Source organism: bacterium (genome assembly GCA_030647555.1).
Taxonomy (GTDB): Bacteria; Patescibacteriota; Andersenbacteria; order UBA10190; family CAIZMI01; genus CAIZMI01.
In genome coordinates, this window is sequence record JAUSJG010000013.1 from 37,050 (window position 1) to 50,686 (window position 13,637).

Annotated in this window: 15 protein-coding genes; 9 read left to right on the forward strand and 6 right to left on the reverse strand. The window is 45.9% G+C overall.

Annotation, left to right across the window (positions count from 1 at the left end; genetic code table 11):
* Positions 1-224: 224 nt before the first annotated feature.
* Both Q7S57_03675 and Q7S57_03680 read left to right on the forward strand, forming a co-directional pair.
* Positions 225-1,241: a DUF4115 domain-containing protein gene (locus Q7S57_03675; GenBank protein MDO8512347.1), complete on the forward strand. Its 1,017-nt coding sequence runs from the start codon at positions 225-227 to the stop codon at positions 1,239-1,241.
* Between the two features lie 144 nt (positions 1,242-1,385).
* Entirely contained in the window at positions 1,386-3,254 is a 1,869-nt protein-coding gene (locus tag Q7S57_03680) for a hypothetical protein (GenBank protein MDO8512348.1), read from the forward strand.
* 301 nt (positions 3,255-3,555) lie between these two features.
* Here the strand turns inward: Q7S57_03680 and Q7S57_03685 are convergent, their stop codons facing one another.
* The gene (locus Q7S57_03685) at positions 3,556-3,960 is read right to left on the reverse strand and encodes a nucleotidyltransferase domain-containing protein (GenBank protein MDO8512349.1); all 405 of its coding nucleotides are present in this window, start codon (positions 3,958-3,960) and stop codon (positions 3,556-3,558) included.
* A 133-nt stretch (positions 3,961-4,093) separates the two neighbouring features.
* Between Q7S57_03685 and recA the strand changes: the two genes are divergently transcribed.
* Both recA and Q7S57_03695 read left to right on the forward strand, forming a co-directional pair.
* Positions 4,094-5,167 (forward strand): recombinase RecA, encoded by a 1,074-nt coding sequence (recA, locus tag Q7S57_03690; GenBank protein ID MDO8512350.1) that lies wholly within the window; start codon positions 4,094-4,096, stop codon positions 5,165-5,167.
* Between the two features lie 185 nt (positions 5,168-5,352).
* The gene (locus Q7S57_03695) at positions 5,353-5,559 is read left to right on the forward strand and encodes a hypothetical protein (protein ID MDO8512351.1); all 207 of its coding nucleotides are present in this window, start codon (positions 5,353-5,355) and stop codon (positions 5,557-5,559) included.
* Between the two features lie 133 nt (positions 5,560-5,692).
* Here Q7S57_03695 and Q7S57_03700 read toward each other — a convergent pair whose 3' ends face one another.
* The 5 genes from Q7S57_03700 to ychF all read right to left on the reverse strand — a co-directional run bounded on the left by Q7S57_03700 (position 5,693) and on the right by ychF (position 8,727).
* Positions 5,693-6,016 (reverse strand): RNHCP domain-containing protein, encoded by a 324-nt coding sequence (locus Q7S57_03700; GenBank protein ID MDO8512352.1) that lies wholly within the window; start codon positions 6,014-6,016, stop codon positions 5,693-5,695.
* A gap of 138 nt (positions 6,017-6,154) precedes the next feature.
* The gene (rpsR, locus tag Q7S57_03705; GenBank protein ID MDO8512353.1) at positions 6,155-6,385 is read right to left on the reverse strand and encodes a 30S ribosomal protein S18; all 231 of its coding nucleotides are present in this window, start codon (positions 6,383-6,385) and stop codon (positions 6,155-6,157) included.
* 17 nt (positions 6,386-6,402) lie between these two features.
* The gene (locus Q7S57_03710) at positions 6,403-6,903 is read right to left on the reverse strand and encodes a single-stranded DNA-binding protein (protein MDO8512354.1); all 501 of its coding nucleotides are present in this window, start codon (positions 6,901-6,903) and stop codon (positions 6,403-6,405) included.
* Between the two features lie 14 nt (positions 6,904-6,917).
* Positions 6,918-7,373 carry a 30S ribosomal protein S6 gene (locus tag Q7S57_03715; protein MDO8512355.1) on the reverse strand — a complete coding sequence of 152 codons (456 nt, stop codon included), beginning with the start codon at positions 7,371-7,373 and terminating at the stop codon, positions 6,918-6,920.
* A gap of 271 nt (positions 7,374-7,644) precedes the next feature.
* Complete coding sequence (ychF, locus tag Q7S57_03720; protein MDO8512356.1) at positions 7,645-8,727, reverse strand: redox-regulated ATPase YchF; 1,083 nt, start codon at positions 8,725-8,727, stop codon at positions 7,645-7,647.
* A 165-nt stretch (positions 8,728-8,892) separates the two neighbouring features.
* Here ychF and Q7S57_03725 point away from each other — a divergent pair, with 165 nt between their 5' ends.
* The 5 genes from Q7S57_03725 to Q7S57_03745 all read left to right on the forward strand — a co-directional run bounded on the left by Q7S57_03725 (position 8,893) and on the right by Q7S57_03745 (position 13,628).
* Positions 8,893-9,276, forward strand: coding sequence for a HEPN domain-containing protein (locus tag Q7S57_03725; protein ID MDO8512357.1), 384 nt, complete (start codon positions 8,893-8,895; stop codon positions 9,274-9,276).
* 1 nt (position 9,277) lies between these two features.
* Positions 9,278-9,619, forward strand: a complete 342-nt coding sequence (locus Q7S57_03730) for a nucleotidyltransferase domain-containing protein (protein MDO8512358.1) — start codon at positions 9,278-9,280, stop codon at positions 9,617-9,619.
* A gap of 340 nt (positions 9,620-9,959) precedes the next feature.
* A complete protein-coding gene (gene cfa / locus Q7S57_03735; GenBank protein ID MDO8512359.1) occupies positions 9,960-11,084 on the forward strand; it encodes a cyclopropane fatty acyl phospholipid synthase in 1,125 nt (374 codons plus the stop codon).
* A gap of 573 nt (positions 11,085-11,657) precedes the next feature.
* The gene (locus Q7S57_03740) at positions 11,658-12,971 is read left to right on the forward strand and encodes a hypothetical protein (protein MDO8512360.1); all 1,314 of its coding nucleotides are present in this window, start codon (positions 11,658-11,660) and stop codon (positions 12,969-12,971) included.
* A gap of 210 nt (positions 12,972-13,181) precedes the next feature.
* Positions 13,182-13,628 carry a hypothetical protein gene (locus Q7S57_03745; protein MDO8512361.1) on the forward strand — a complete coding sequence of 149 codons (447 nt, stop codon included), beginning with the start codon at positions 13,182-13,184 and terminating at the stop codon, positions 13,626-13,628.
* Positions 13,629-13,637: the final 9 nt, after the last annotated feature.

Consider the following 13,637-nt stretch of genomic DNA (forward strand, 5'->3'; position numbering starts at 1 on the left):
CCTCGCTCTGAAGAGCGGGGCGGGGGTGGGTTTGGTTATTAAACCCCAAATCCCAATGACCAATGTCCAACAAAACCATAATTACTAAAATCCCAAAACGCGTATTTGGTCATTAGTATTTTGGAATTTTGTTGGACATTGGGGTTTGGGATTTGGGGTTTAAAAGGCACTTGTGTCGGTGAAGGCTAGGAGAAAATCAATTAGTAATGCTAAAGTAAATCCATATGATGTCCGATAAAAAACCCCGTGCCTACAGTAATCCGGGAGACTTGGTGAACCCCGTTCCCGAGGATAGTCTGGAATATGTTCCGGTTGGTCAAAGATTGAAACGGAAGCGTGAGTGGCAACACCAGTCGCTTTTAGATGTCTCTCGGGCGCTAAAAATTCAGGAAAAAAGCATCAAGGCGATTGAGGAGCTGGATGTCGAAAAACTACCCGCTCAGGTTTATGCGCGTGGTTTTGTGAAATTATACGCGGAATTTATGGGTTTGGATGCCGACCAAACGGTCAATGATTTTACCACCGAACTGACCAACGTGCGGGTACATAAAGAGCAAAAAATTACCCCACACCAATTAAGATCATTTCATGGTCCGAAACTGATTATTTCACCGCGTTTGATCGCTGTAACCGTAGGTGTGCTGGTAGCGATAATTGCCTTAACATATCTTTTCTTTGAGGTGCGTGGATTTACGCGCGCCCCGGCATTAACGCTTTCCTCTCCGGCTGATAATTCAAAAATAAAAGAAAATAATGTTACGGTAAAAGGGAAGACCGATCCGACGGCGGAAGTAAAAATAAACGGGGAAAAAGTTTTTGTGCAAAGCGACGGCAGTTTTTCCGAAACAATTGGAATTGGCCCCGGCTTAAACAAAATTAGTGTCAGTGCCAAAAGTATTGGAGGCAAAGAAAGTACGGTTACGAGGGAGGTTTTAGTGGAACAAAACCAACCGACACCAGGTCCATCGGCATCACCAGAAGGTAGTGTCAGTCCCACGGTAAGCGCGGGAACAGTTCAGTTGCAAATAAAAACAGATGAAGCAGTTTGGGTCTCCGTTGCGGTGGATGGCAAGAGCGCATTCAACGGGTCACTTGATAAAGGAACAGAAAAAACCTTTGCAGGCAAAGAAATCAGTATAACGGCGGGCAAAGGAAATAAAGTGCAGGTAAAACAAGGTAGTGAAGATTGGAAAGTGTTGTCCGAAACTCCAGGTGTCGCAAAAAATATCACATTCAAATAGAACTATCGAAAATCGGTGTGAAAATTTTGCGTTTGACAAGTGTCTGGATTTATGCAACGATGTTCAGTCCCTGAATAAGGGGTGTTAGGGCTCTGACACTTCGTCATCCCGTTTCAAAACCTGAAGAGAAGGGTAGGTGTTTTCATGGCCAGCTTTACGCTTCTGGCACTCGTTGTTTCTGTGCTCGGTGTTTTGCCGCTTTTGGCGGCCAAACGCCTGCAAGCAGCTGGTGTAATGGCGTCGGTCGCGTTTGTTGCGATTCTGCCGATGCTCGCACTTGCTGTTCCATCGCTGGTTTGGCCTTGGTGGGGCATGCCAGGAATTCTGGTTGTCTTGCTTTGGGTGATTTGTCCGGTTATTGACATCCTTATCAGTAACAGTGACCAACCGGATGAACCAATAAAGATTCGGACAGCACCGCTATACATGACGGCCGTGCTCGTTTCTGTGATGGTGCTCAGTGGTTTTCGCGGTTGCACCGCGTTTACGGCTGGCGAGTACGCCAACCTGATCGGTGACGTGGATGAAAAGGTTTGGAATCAAGATATCCAGCCGAAAGATCCTCGTCACATCAGGATGGCGTCATTGGAAAATGCAATTGCCCTGGCCGAACAACAGCTTGGCAAAGGCGGAGCCATCGGGAGCCAGTTTCAGTTGTTGAAAAGTGGAGCTACGGCGCAATTCGTCAACGGGAAGTTTGTGACGGTTGTGCCGTTGGACTATGCCAGTTTTTCGGCATGGAGTTCCTCAAAAGGCGTTCCCGGGTACGTTGTCGTTGACAACGAAGATCCGCGCGCCGAAGCTAGTCTGGTTATGTTGCCGGACGAAAAGAAGTTCGTCTACACCCCCAGTGCTTATTGGGGTTACAACCTCGAGCGGCACTTGTGGTGGAACGGCTTCGCGACGAAAGGATTGGACGATTTCACGTTGGAGATCGACGACTCTGGCAAACCCTGGTGGACGGTGACGGTTTTTGAACCGACCATTTACTGTTGGGGCGAAAAGATGACTGGTGTGGTTGCCGTTGATCCGGTCAGCGGTGTGACCGAATTCTATCCGGTCGGAAAGATTCCCGATTGGGTGGACAGTGCGATGCCACGCAAGTTTGCGAAGTCGTACGTTGATTTCCGCGGGAAGTATTCGCTCGGTTGGATCAACGCCGACATTTGGGGTCACAAGGACTTAACCAAGGCCGATGGTTACCCGTTGTTAGTGTTTGGTTCAGATGGGGTGCCCTACTTTGTGGTCAGCGTCACGTCGGTAAATGACAAAGACGCGTCGCAAGTGGGTTTGTATTACTTTAATACTCGCACTGGAAAGGCGACGTACTACAAGGCCAGCGGAAGTACCGAGTCGGCAGTCGTGAATGCCGTTAATAAGAACGAACAGGTGCAGTTTAAGCACCTGCACGGCAGTGTTCCGCAGATCTACAACATCTACGGGACGATGTGCTCGGTGGTGCCATTACTGAACGAGAGTCATCTCTTCCAAGGGGTGGCAATCGTGGATGTCGCGAACATCCAGGTGATGGGAATTGGCAAGGATCAATTTGAAGCCTTGCGGGCATTTCAGAAAGCGTTGCCCGTTTCCGGTCGGCAAGTGGCGCCGGAACTTTCTCGGAAAGTGGAAACGCTGGAAGGGAAAGTGTCGCGCGTTGCGGTGATTAACCAAAATGGCGACGCGACGTTCTACATGGTTCTGGAAAGCGTCCCGCATCTGTTCACTTGCGGTATCTCACTCTGTCCCGAAAAGTTGCCCGTTACGGAAGTAGGCGACACGGTACGGATTGAGTATTACGGTTCTGGCGAACGGATTGAACCACTGCATGCCTTCGACAACACGTCGTTGAAAATCGAAGGAACAGACAGTGAAAAGGAGGTTCGCGAAGCTGGCGCGGATGTGCTGGACAAGGCCGCGGTTGTGCAAGAGAAGGCCACAACGCGGACCAAAGTCGGTGAACTCTCTGACGAGGAGGTTCAAACGATCTTGTCCAAACGAAACGCGGGTAAGTAAGTCTGCGTCGCGGTAAGTTCAGTTCTTTCGAGAGTAGTCAGTCCCCGGGTCCAGCAATGGATCCCGGGGATTTTTTTGTTGCCCATCGCAATGGACAACAATCCCCCATAGCTCATCAGAGCGACGGGGGATGTGTCAATTAACAAAGCTTTAGCGAAGTGGGGGGTGTTTTCTGAAATTTAGTACATTTTTTTCATGCGATTGTCGTTTCAGTTTTTCTATAACAAGATAGAAAAACTGAAACGAGTAGGTGTAAAGAAGTTTTAAAATATATTAGGGATTCTCCTGATTGGAAGTTGTATTACCGTGCATATGTGGAGATAATTTTTTTGTTCAGTTTTCTTTCCATTTCAAAAAAGGGGGCGTAGTTGTGATAAATCTTGAACGCATTTAGTTTAAATTTTAATAAATCCCGCCTGTCGCCATAGAGCAGGATTGGATTTTTGCTTACTTGGAACGACAAAAGCGGATTGGCTTTGTTTAAAATTGTTAGATCGACTTCTTTGTTGAAGATTGCGGAAAGTTCATTGATTAAATCAACATGTTCCTTAAAAAAAACGTCTTTCATGCCTAAAACGGCAATGTCTAAATCGCTGTCCTTTCTTTGTTTTCCAGTCGCAAAAGAACCAAAAACAACCACCAATTTCAGTTGAAATTTTTTGGTGAGTTCAGTGATCTTCGTTTTTTGATCTTGGGTCGTTTCCATGGCGTCAGTATAGGAGAATAGCGGATAAATTCAATACAAGTCGGATCCTTTACTATCCTCCATCATTTTGCTACTTTGGAAGGACTGAAAAGAGGAGAATATTGGAGGGAAATTACTGCTAAATATTGAAAACATGGTAAAAAAATCTTTACAAACAGAACGAGCAAAGGCGGCAGCTTTGGCTGTCGAGCAGATTAAAGAGCGTTTTGGCGATGGTTCGATTATGCTTCTTTCGGAAGCACGAAAAGTAGATGTTGATGTTATTCCAACGGGCTCAATTTCGCTTGATTTGGCGCTAGGCGTCGGCGGTATTCCTCGTGGCCGTATTATCGAGGTCTATGGTCCGGAAAGCTCCGGTAAAACCACGCTGGCGCTACATATGATTGCCGAAGCCCAAAAGAAGGGTGGGATTGCGGCCATTGTGGACGCGGAACACGCGATGGATCCAAACTATGCCGGTAAAATCGGCGTTAAAATGGATGAGTTATTAATCTCTCAGCCGGATAATGGTGAGCAAGCCCTGGAAATTGTAGAGACGCTAATTTCGAGTAATGCTGTTGATATTATCGTTGTCGACTCGGTCGCAGCCTTAACCCCGCGCGCGGAAATTGAAGGAGAAATGGGTGATTCTCACATGGGCCTACATGCTCGCTTGATGAGTCAAGCGTTACGCAAAATTACCGCTATTGTTGCCAAATCAAAAACAACGGTTATTTTTATTAATCAGATTCGGATGAATATCGGGGTGATGTTTGGCAATCCGGAAACGACAACGGGTGGTAAGGCGTTGAAGTTTTATTCCTCCGTGCGTTTGGAAGTACGTCGTCGCGCGCAAATTAAAAAAGACGAAAAAATTATCGGTAGTCGTACTGTGGTGAAGGTTGTAAAAAATAAAGTGGCGGCGCCGTTCCAATCCACGGAATTCGATATTATGTACAACGAGGGAATCAGTCGCCAAGGGGATATTGTGGACACGGGTGTTCGGTTTAATGTTTTGCAGAAATCCGGTTCTTGGGTTTTGTATCATGAAGTAAAAATGGGCCAAGGGCGCGAGCAAGCCAAGCAATTTTTGCGAGAAAATCCGGAATTAGCCAAAGAAATTGAAGGCGCGATTATGACGGCCGCCGCGGCGCAAGAAGAGCAAGCTACGCAAGCATCCGCTCGTCCGGAAGACGAAGATGAGGACGAAACACCGGCACCGGTCTAATAAAGGGCTTGATAATTAATAAACGCCTTATCTTATGTCCAATCCATCTCCAAATACAACCGCTTCTCAATCAAAAATCTTTCAACGTATGTCAAATACGTCTCAAGATTTTGTTCAATCAAAGACAGTTGTCTTTGAAGCGCATTGAACATAATCTTAAAGCGTTTATTAATTACCAAGCCCTAATGGACAAACGGAGGACTTATAAAAAAATTGATCTGGAAGGGATTGATTTGCCCGGACCACGGCGCGAGACGGTGATGTTGCCTAAATCAAACACGTGGAAGTATTGGGTGGGTGCGTTTGTGTTGCTCGGATTTGTATCGGCGATGGTGCTGTTGAATTGGAACGCGGTGAGCCAAGCGGCGTTTGTGCGGGCATTGGTAAATTAGCAAAAGCTTTTCTAATTGAGTTTGGTTTAATTTTTTAGCTGAACTGTTTTCAGACTTGTATATTGTATTTGGTATATAGTATATGGATTTAGAAAATCTTGTTGACCCCATATATCATATACTTTTTCTATGTTTAGTTGCGCTTGTTTGGCGCGAAAAGTCTTAGTAACTCGTCTTTACTGTCATCGATTGCAACCTTATTGTTTTGTTCTTTGTCGCAGGTTCGACAACGGTGCGTGATAATCCATTCATTGTGCTTTTGGGTTAAACCCACCGCAGTCATAATGCCGTGACAATTTTCTAAACGGTCACCGGGAAAAACATCGACGTGCTGGGAGCATAAACAAAAAGGGCAGTGGTTGCGGTAACTGCTTTTAGTTTTTTCGACTTGCTTACCGCAATTCAAACAAGCAAAGGCTTCGTTTATTGCGGTAAATTTGCGAGTTTGAAGTGTCATCGTATCTAGTATGAGGTATATTGTATCTGGTATTTAGTATATTGATTTATCGAGACTGAATAAACCCATATACTAAATACAATATACTATATACAAAAAACATTATTGCTTCGCTTTACAGCAATAACCGATAAAACTTTATTGGCCCGTATAAGACAGATACCCTAGTTCCCGTGCTTGCTTGATCGCGCGAGCCAAATGGCGTTGGTGTTTGGCGCAAATACCAGTTTTCTTTCTTGGTAAAATCTTGCTGTGACTACTGGTAAAACGGCGTAAGTTTTCCGCATCCTCTACACTCGGTGCCGCAATTTCTTCCGCGCAAAACACGCATCTTCGCGGGGTTGGTTTTTCTTGTGCTTGTGGTTTCATAAAATTCTAAGTGCTAATTAAAAAGGGATATCTTCGATTCGTATTTCTTCTTCTGCCGGGGCTGCCGGGGGAACTGTTGGTTGTGCCGGCGTAACGGGGACCTCTGTCGGTGCCGCGGGAACTTCGTTGTTCATTTCATGCGGTGCCGTGATTGCCGCGTTTTGTCCTTGCGCGCTACCCGCTGGAGAACCGAGAAAAATGATATTATCGGCGATAATTTCCGTACGGTAGCGCTTGAGATTGTCTTGCGTGCCGACCCAACTGCGGGTTTGCAAATAACCTTCGACGTAAATTTGTTTACCCTTAGTAAGATATTGTTTTATAATGTCCGCCAATTTCCGCCAAGCGACAATATTGTGATATTCGGTTTGCGATTGCGTTGCGCCGGCGGCATCTTTCCATTGGCGGTTTGTAGCAACGCTAAAAGTAGCGACAGTTAATCCTGTCGGGGTAGTACGGACTTCCGGGTCTTGCGTGAGGCGACCGATAAGCTGAACTTTGTTGAGGTCTTTTGACATAAGATGATTAGATTTTATAGTACCTTTTCTTCCAGGATTTCTTCAATCTTTTCATCAAGTTTCGCCAATGGGGCTTTTTCGGCAGGAGGAAGAGTGGATTGAGCCGCCGCTTCTTTACTTGCTTGTTGTAACATGGAACGGGTTGGGATATCTTTGATTGTTTTACCTTCGCCTCTAAATGGACGTTGGTACATTCTGAAACGCAAAACTTTCTTTTGACGACCGAGTTTGGCGATCAAATCGTTAAGTTTTTCACCGGAAAATTCGAACATAATGGTCATTAAGGCGACCTGTTGGGTGTGACCAATGGTGTAGGCGACGCGACGTTTTTCTTCCACTTTTACATCCTTAATTTCGCCACCTTTTTCGGCTAGCCAGGACTTTACTAATTTTTCGATTTCATGCTTCTCATCCGCGTCTGCTTGCGGGTGGATTAACAACGTTAAAAGATATGGTTTGAGTTGATTCATAACTCGCTAGAATGTAACACGAGGGGCTAAATTGTGCAAGCACGAGGGGGCTTGGATATTGTGACTTGGGGATTTATTCGGAATTAAAGCTTGATTAGTGGTAACTCAACCTTTTAAATCCCAATGACCAAACCCCAATGTCCAACAAAACTTCAAAATCTTAATGACCAAAATGACACTTCTTTGGGATTTTAGAAATTAGAATTTTGTTGCCTGCCGGCCGAAGCTTTAGCGAAGGCTGGGTCATTGGGATTTGGAGTTTGGAGTTTTTCTACAGCCCTGTCTTAAACACAATTACATCCCCATCCTTGACGACATATTCTTTCCCTTCGTTTCTTACTAATCCTTTTTCGCGGGCTGGGCCGTATCCGCCCTGCGTAAGTAAATCTTGCCAGTTGATTGTTTCGGCAAAAATGAAACTCTTTTCAAAATCGGTATGAATTTTTCCGGCGGCAACGGGAGCCGTTGAACCATCGATAATTGTCCAGGCGCGGGTTTCATCCGAGCCGGTTGTAAGAAAAGTGATTAGTCCAAGCAGTTTATAGCCGGCCGTAATTAAATCGTCCATTCCGGAATGAGTTAGGCCGTATTCGGATAAAAATATTTTTTGTTCTTCGGCTGGTAGTTCCGCCAATTCTTGTTCAATTTTTACTGAAAGGGGAACGACATCGTTATGTTTTTGTTTGAACTGAACAATAATATTGTTCGCGTCTTTGATTTGTTCTTCGTCTAAATTAGCTACGTACAAAATTGGTTTTTGCGTCAGTAGTTTTATATCTTTGGTGACGTCGATTTCTGCGCGGGTTAATTCAACACTGCGCGCCGGGTCGCCTGCCGACAGGGCATCGTAAAATTTTTGAAGTGCGGAGACGCGTAACACATCTTCTGTTTTTCCGCCTTTGGCATCTTTCTTTGCCTTGTCCAACATACTTTCGCAAGTCTTTAAATCAGCCAATGCGAGTTCGGTGTTAATTGTTTCCGCGTCTTCTAGCGGATTAACTCCGCCGGCAACGTGAATAACATTCGGGTCGGGGAAAAATCTGATTACTTCCACAATTGCATCCACTTCCCGAATGTGGGATAAAAATTTATTACCCAAACCTTCGCCTTCCGAGGCACCTTTAACAAGACCGGCAATATCGACAAACTCAATAGCAGTCGGAACAACTTTTTCCGATTTGAAAAAAGAAGCTAATTTATCAACCCGTTCATCTGGGACAGTGACCACGCCAACATTAGGATCAACAGTGGTAAAAGGGAAATTCGCCGCCGGCGCGTGCTGCTTAGTTAGCGCGTTAAATAGAGTAGATTTTCCGACGTTGGGAAGTCCAACAATACCGATTTTGAGAGCCATAACGAAAACAAAGTAACATCGCGACGCAACCTTGACAAGAGCTTGGATTTATGATACAATTTCTCGTTATTCTTTTGCTCGTCATTATTAGAAGTCGAAGCTTCAACGGAATGTTGAGGTTTTTTTGCTATTGTTTAATGGGTTAATTTGCGATATTATTGGCGCATGACGGAAGAAAATTTAGTGATTTATTGGCAAGAAGGGGCGCGAGAAGCGTGGAAAACCGCGGAGGCTTTAATGGCATCAAAACGTTATGTGCATACTCTTTTCTTTTGCCATTTAACACTAGAAAAGGCGTTAAAAGCTTGTTATGTCGATGTGAACAAGGTTCCCTCTCCACCAGTACATGATTTAAACTGGTTGGCGGAAGAGGCAAAAGTTAGTGTGAGTGATGATGATAAAAATATACTTGCGGAAATATCAAAATTTAATATCGCCGGGCGTTATGAAGATTATAAATTGCGTTTGCACGAAGAGGCTACTTTTGAATACGTCAGTCGCTGGGTGGGTGAAACAAAAAGGCTGATGGATGTTTTATTGGCCGAATAATATGATTATAGAAAATAAACCCGACCAAGAAGCGATTCAAATCGCACAAAGGTTTGGTGATTTGGTAAAAAAACAGGGCGTTGATGTGCGAAAGGTCTTGTTGTTTGGATCTCGCGCGCGCGGTGGCTGGAAACCATGGAGCGATGTCGATATTTGCGTTATCTCGCCTCAATTTGGCAAGAATGTTTCGGAAGAAATGGGCATGTTGTTGCGTCTTACCGTACAATTAAAATCGCCATTTCCCGTTGAGCCGATTCCTTTCGGCTTGGATGATCTTGAAGACAAATTCAGCACGCTTGCGAACGAAATTCGTAAGTATGGCGTTTCTGTAGAAATTAAATAAAAATCACGCTAATAAAATTGATTATGTAAAGGTAACCGCTCACCGGTTAAGGAGAAATTTGAGTCGTCGCTCTCACTTCCGATGTGGTGCCGACCTGTCCCCCATAGCCTTGGCAACGGGGGAGGCACTTCATCGGAAGTGGTGTGGGTTAGGGTTTGATAATCGTAGTAACGTTACGCGAACCATAACCACTTCCAAGGAAGCCATGCCTGTCCTCCGTAGCCTTGTGCGAAGGGGGAAATGGCCACCTTGGAAGTGATCACGACAGCAATCCATCGACCGGTGAGCGGTTACCGCAAGCCACTTTGGCAAAAGCATAATTTAAGCGTATAAAATCCATATGGCACAAAATAAACTCAAAGGTTTTGTAGCAGAATTATTGGCTAGTGTGGATGTAAAAATTGACGGTGATCGACCATGGGATATACGGGTGCATGACGAGCGTCTTTATCGACGCGTTGCGTCGTCGGGAAATTTGGGGCTTGGAGAAGCATATATGGATGGTTGGTGGGACTGCGAGGCCATAGATGAACTAATCAATCGTATTTTGCGCGGTGATTTGGCAAAAAAGGTTCGTCAGGATATCGGCATGGATTTGGTTATTTATACTTTATTGCATTTTAACCCGGCCGGTCATAAAAATAAGGCTTTTGAAATTGCCGAAAAACACTACAATACCGGGAATGATTTGTTTCAGGCGATGCTTGATAAACGCATGGTCTATACCTGTGGTTATTGGCGCGACGCCCAAACCTTAGACGAAGCGCAAGAAGCAAAACTGGATTTGGTTTGCCGAAAGATTGGTTTGAAACAAGGAATGCGCGTCTTGGATATCGGTGGCGGGTGGGGAAGTTTTGCAAAGTTTGCCGCGGAAAAATATGGGGCGTCGGTTGTAAACGTTACGGTTTCTAAAGAACAGGTCGAATTGGCCAACAAATTATGTAAAGGCCTAACCGTCGAAAATCGTTTGCAGGATTATCGTGATGTGAATGAAAAGTTTGATGCAATTGTTTCGTTGGGAATGTTTGAACACGTCGGTCCGCGTTACTACAAAGATTATTTCGCGGTGGTGGAGCGGTGTCTTAAAGATGATGGACTGTTCTTATTACACACGATTGGTCGCAATGAAACGAAAGGGCAACCTGACGCCTGGATCAGTAAATATATTTTTCCAAATTCTGCATTGCCTTCCATGCACCAAATTACTGGTGCTGTTGAAAGGCATTTTATTGTAGAAGATTGGCACAACTTTAGTGCTGATTACGACAAAACACTGATGGCCTGGTACAAAAATTTTGAACAACATTGGCCGGAACTCAAGACCAAATACAGCGAAAGATTTTATCGCATGTGGCGTTATTACCTGTTATCTTGTGCCGGTGGTTTCCGCGCGCGGGGGATACAGTTGTGGCAGATAGTTTTGTCAAAAAAAGGTGTGGTGGGGGGTTATGAATCAGTTCGATAAAATAGACTGTTATTGATATATTAAGATAATTAATTTGAAATTTGAAATTTTTAATTTGAAATCAATTTGAAAGATATAAATTTGAAATACCGAAAACAGCGTTTTCAAATTATGATATTAAATTATTTCAAATTGATTAAAAATTTCAAATTTCAAATTAAAAATTGGGTTGTCTTTATCTGACAACAAAGTTGTATTACATAAAATGGCTAATATGAGCCATAAATAGAGCGGGTAAATACCCTCCTATTGACAAAATTCTCCAGTGGGTGTAAAATTGCCTGTTACTCATTTTCTCTGCCATTTCACAATTTGGCGTAAGTCCTTCATATCGGGAGTTTTTTGGTTGTGATTAATGATTTATGATTTAAGAAGAATGAATTCGGTCGTTCAGCGTTTCATCATTCAGAAATCATCTCCGCCAGCTGGCGGACATCATTCGCAATTAACAAACTCCCCTTGTGGGGATTTACGAAGAGATGCGGTGTAGTTCGTACCCGTGTCTAATTTACCCTGCGTGACGTCGAACCCTTCGGGGCGAGATACGAACCGTCACAACGAAAGGACCTTCCGATGAAGACCTCCATCACTGCCACGTTGTCCGCTAAGGCCACCACCGCTCGCGCCGAGTTTTTGAAGATTATGAAAACGGCCGATCAGATCGGCTGGCAGGAGTGCTACGACGCCATTCAGGGCGTCGTGGGTGCCCTCGACGCCGACACCCAGGCCGAACTCCAGCAGTTTTTGGTCGGTATCAAGCCGGAGACGGCGCGGATGCGGATTGATAACGCCGCCCGGGTTTTGGAAGACCTTGGCGAATATTCGTTAGCGTTCGCGTTGAAAGGTGAGGTAGTCCTCACCAACGTGCAGGCCATCGCAATGTTTGAACCGTTCGTGGCCGGCAACAACGCTCTGCCCGAATGGATTCGGGGGGCACTGAACGTCCGCTTGGGTGCTGTCAAGGCGATGATCGAGAGGGCAAAGTTGCCTCCCGTACCGCCGAAGTCGGCTGTGCCCGCCGATCCGTTGCCCGGACTGCGGAAGCAGTTCGAGCAGATGCTGGATCGTATGGAGCACGGTCACTTCTGCAACGGCGACTTTCATGTCGCCGAGACCAAGTTGACCGTCGCGCAGCGCGATGAACTGGCGGACCTGATCAAAAAGATCCGCGACGAGATCGAGCCGTGCTACTTGCGAGCCCGCACGAATGCGGGCGAAATGCTCGAGACCGTCGGCCATGATCGTGCGGCCGAAGCGCTCTATGACGACGAGGCAGATCCCGGAGTGTTGCATGACGCGTTGAGGGCGCGGAATGTGCACGGCTGGGTGAAAGGGCTGATCAATCATCGGATTTATCAGCTAGAAAAGCTGGCGCGTGCCCGCGAGCAGGTCGCCAGATTGACCGAAACCGACGTCGCGGTGGCGAAGGTGGCCGAACTGGTCGGCCGTGTCATCAAGATCGGCGATCAGGCGGCGGAATTCTCGGTTATGGGACCGACGCTGCTTAAGAAGGCCGAGGAGATTCTCGAGGAGGCCCAGCGCACGGAAGTGCACTACGGTTTACTCGAGGGACTCATTGCCGACCAGGGCGGTGAGAAGAGTTTCGTCTCGCGGATGCTTCGCGACGTCGAGGCGATGGCCATGGTAGTCGACAAGGCGGTCGAGAAGACCAAGGCCGCGGCGTTCCACCGCGAGTTACTCCGACCGGCGCGCGAAGCGGTCGAGGCGATGCGGACGGAGTTCGGTGAGGCCAATCAGACCGAGCCGGAACCGGTGGTACAGAAGGCCGAACCGGTTAAGCAGAATGGGAAGAAGAAGTTTCACCCTAATCTGCTGGCGAATCACGTTGATTCGCCACGGCATTCGCGCCATGGAGTCGCGCGCTGATCGTCAGTGCGCCAAGTTTATTCGTTCAGCCGTTGAATCTCACCCGAGGTTCAACGGTTTTTTTTGATTTTCTTCGCGAAGAAAATCAATCCCCCATAGCTCATCAGAGCGACGGGGGATGTTTCTTCATCAATCAGCGTCATGTACCCTACGTCACAACCCTTGTAATTGTCGTCTGGTAGTGTTACATTATTAAGAAGGAAAGACTATATGAAATCAATTACAAGCAAAATTTTGACATTATCGATTTTTGGCCTAGGTGCTTTTTCTTTGCTGACGCCCGGTTTAGCGATGGCGAGCAATGACGGTTGGGGTAATTTGAATTGGAATCGAACACAAGCGCAAGCAAAAGGAATGTGGCAGTTGGAAAATTGGCTTTCGGATGTGCAACAGCGTTGGAATAAATCGGACAAAAATCATCATCACGACAACAATAATGATCATCGCCAAAACGTGAATGTTAATTATGGTGGAAATAACAATGTTAATGTGCGTCAACATCAAGAAGTGACCGGTGACTTCAAGAGTGTCACTTTGGAACAAAAAGTCCGGGTTTATGTTAATGGCGTGTTAACCTCCAATGAACAACAAACATCTGTCCACAGTAATGGCGACAAAGCCGAGCAGTGGCAAGAAATTTCAGTGAAGGGGAGATAAAAAGTTTTA

Bases quoted from the DNA above. Each gene is read 5' to 3' on its own strand.
- recA (MDO8512350.1), top strand. From the start codon at position 4,094: ATGGTAAAAAAATCTTTACAAACAGAACGAGCAAAGGCGGCAGCTTTG.
- Q7S57_03700 (MDO8512352.1), bottom strand. From the start codon at position 6,016: ATGACACTTCAAACTCGCAAATTTACCGCAATAAACGAAGCCTTTGCT.
- Q7S57_03675 (MDO8512347.1), top strand. From the start codon at position 225: ATGATGTCCGATAAAAAACCCCGTGCCTACAGTAATCCGGGAGACTTG.
- Q7S57_03730 (MDO8512358.1), top strand. From the start codon at position 9,278: ATGATTATAGAAAATAAACCCGACCAAGAAGCGATTCAAATCGCACAA.
- Q7S57_03745 (MDO8512361.1), top strand. From the start codon at position 13,182: ATGAAATCAATTACAAGCAAAATTTTGACATTATCGATTTTTGGCCTA.
- Q7S57_03710 (MDO8512354.1), bottom strand. From the start codon at position 6,903: ATGTCAAAAGACCTCAACAAAGTTCAGCTTATCGGTCGCCTCACGCAA.
- Q7S57_03695 (MDO8512351.1), top strand. From the start codon at position 5,353: ATGGACAAACGGAGGACTTATAAAAAAATTGATCTGGAAGGGATTGAT.
- Q7S57_03715 (MDO8512355.1), bottom strand. From the start codon at position 7,373: ATGAATCAACTCAAACCATATCTTTTAACGTTGTTAATCCACCCGCAA.
- Q7S57_03685 (MDO8512349.1), bottom strand. From the start codon at position 3,960: ATGGAAACGACCCAAGATCAAAAAACGAAGATCACTGAACTCACCAAA.
- rpsR (MDO8512353.1), bottom strand. From the start codon at position 6,385: ATGAAACCACAAGCACAAGAAAAACCAACCCCGCGAAGATGCGTGTTT.
- Q7S57_03740 (MDO8512360.1), top strand. From the start codon at position 11,658: ATGAAGACCTCCATCACTGCCACGTTGTCCGCTAAGGCCACCACCGCT.
- cfa (MDO8512359.1), top strand. From the start codon at position 9,960: ATGGCACAAAATAAACTCAAAGGTTTTGTAGCAGAATTATTGGCTAGT.
- ychF (MDO8512356.1), bottom strand. From the start codon at position 8,727: ATGGCTCTCAAAATCGGTATTGTTGGACTTCCCAACGTCGGAAAATCT.
- Q7S57_03680 (MDO8512348.1), top strand. From the start codon at position 1,386: ATGGCCAGCTTTACGCTTCTGGCACTCGTTGTTTCTGTGCTCGGTGTT.
- Q7S57_03725 (MDO8512357.1), top strand. From the start codon at position 8,893: ATGACGGAAGAAAATTTAGTGATTTATTGGCAAGAAGGGGCGCGAGAA.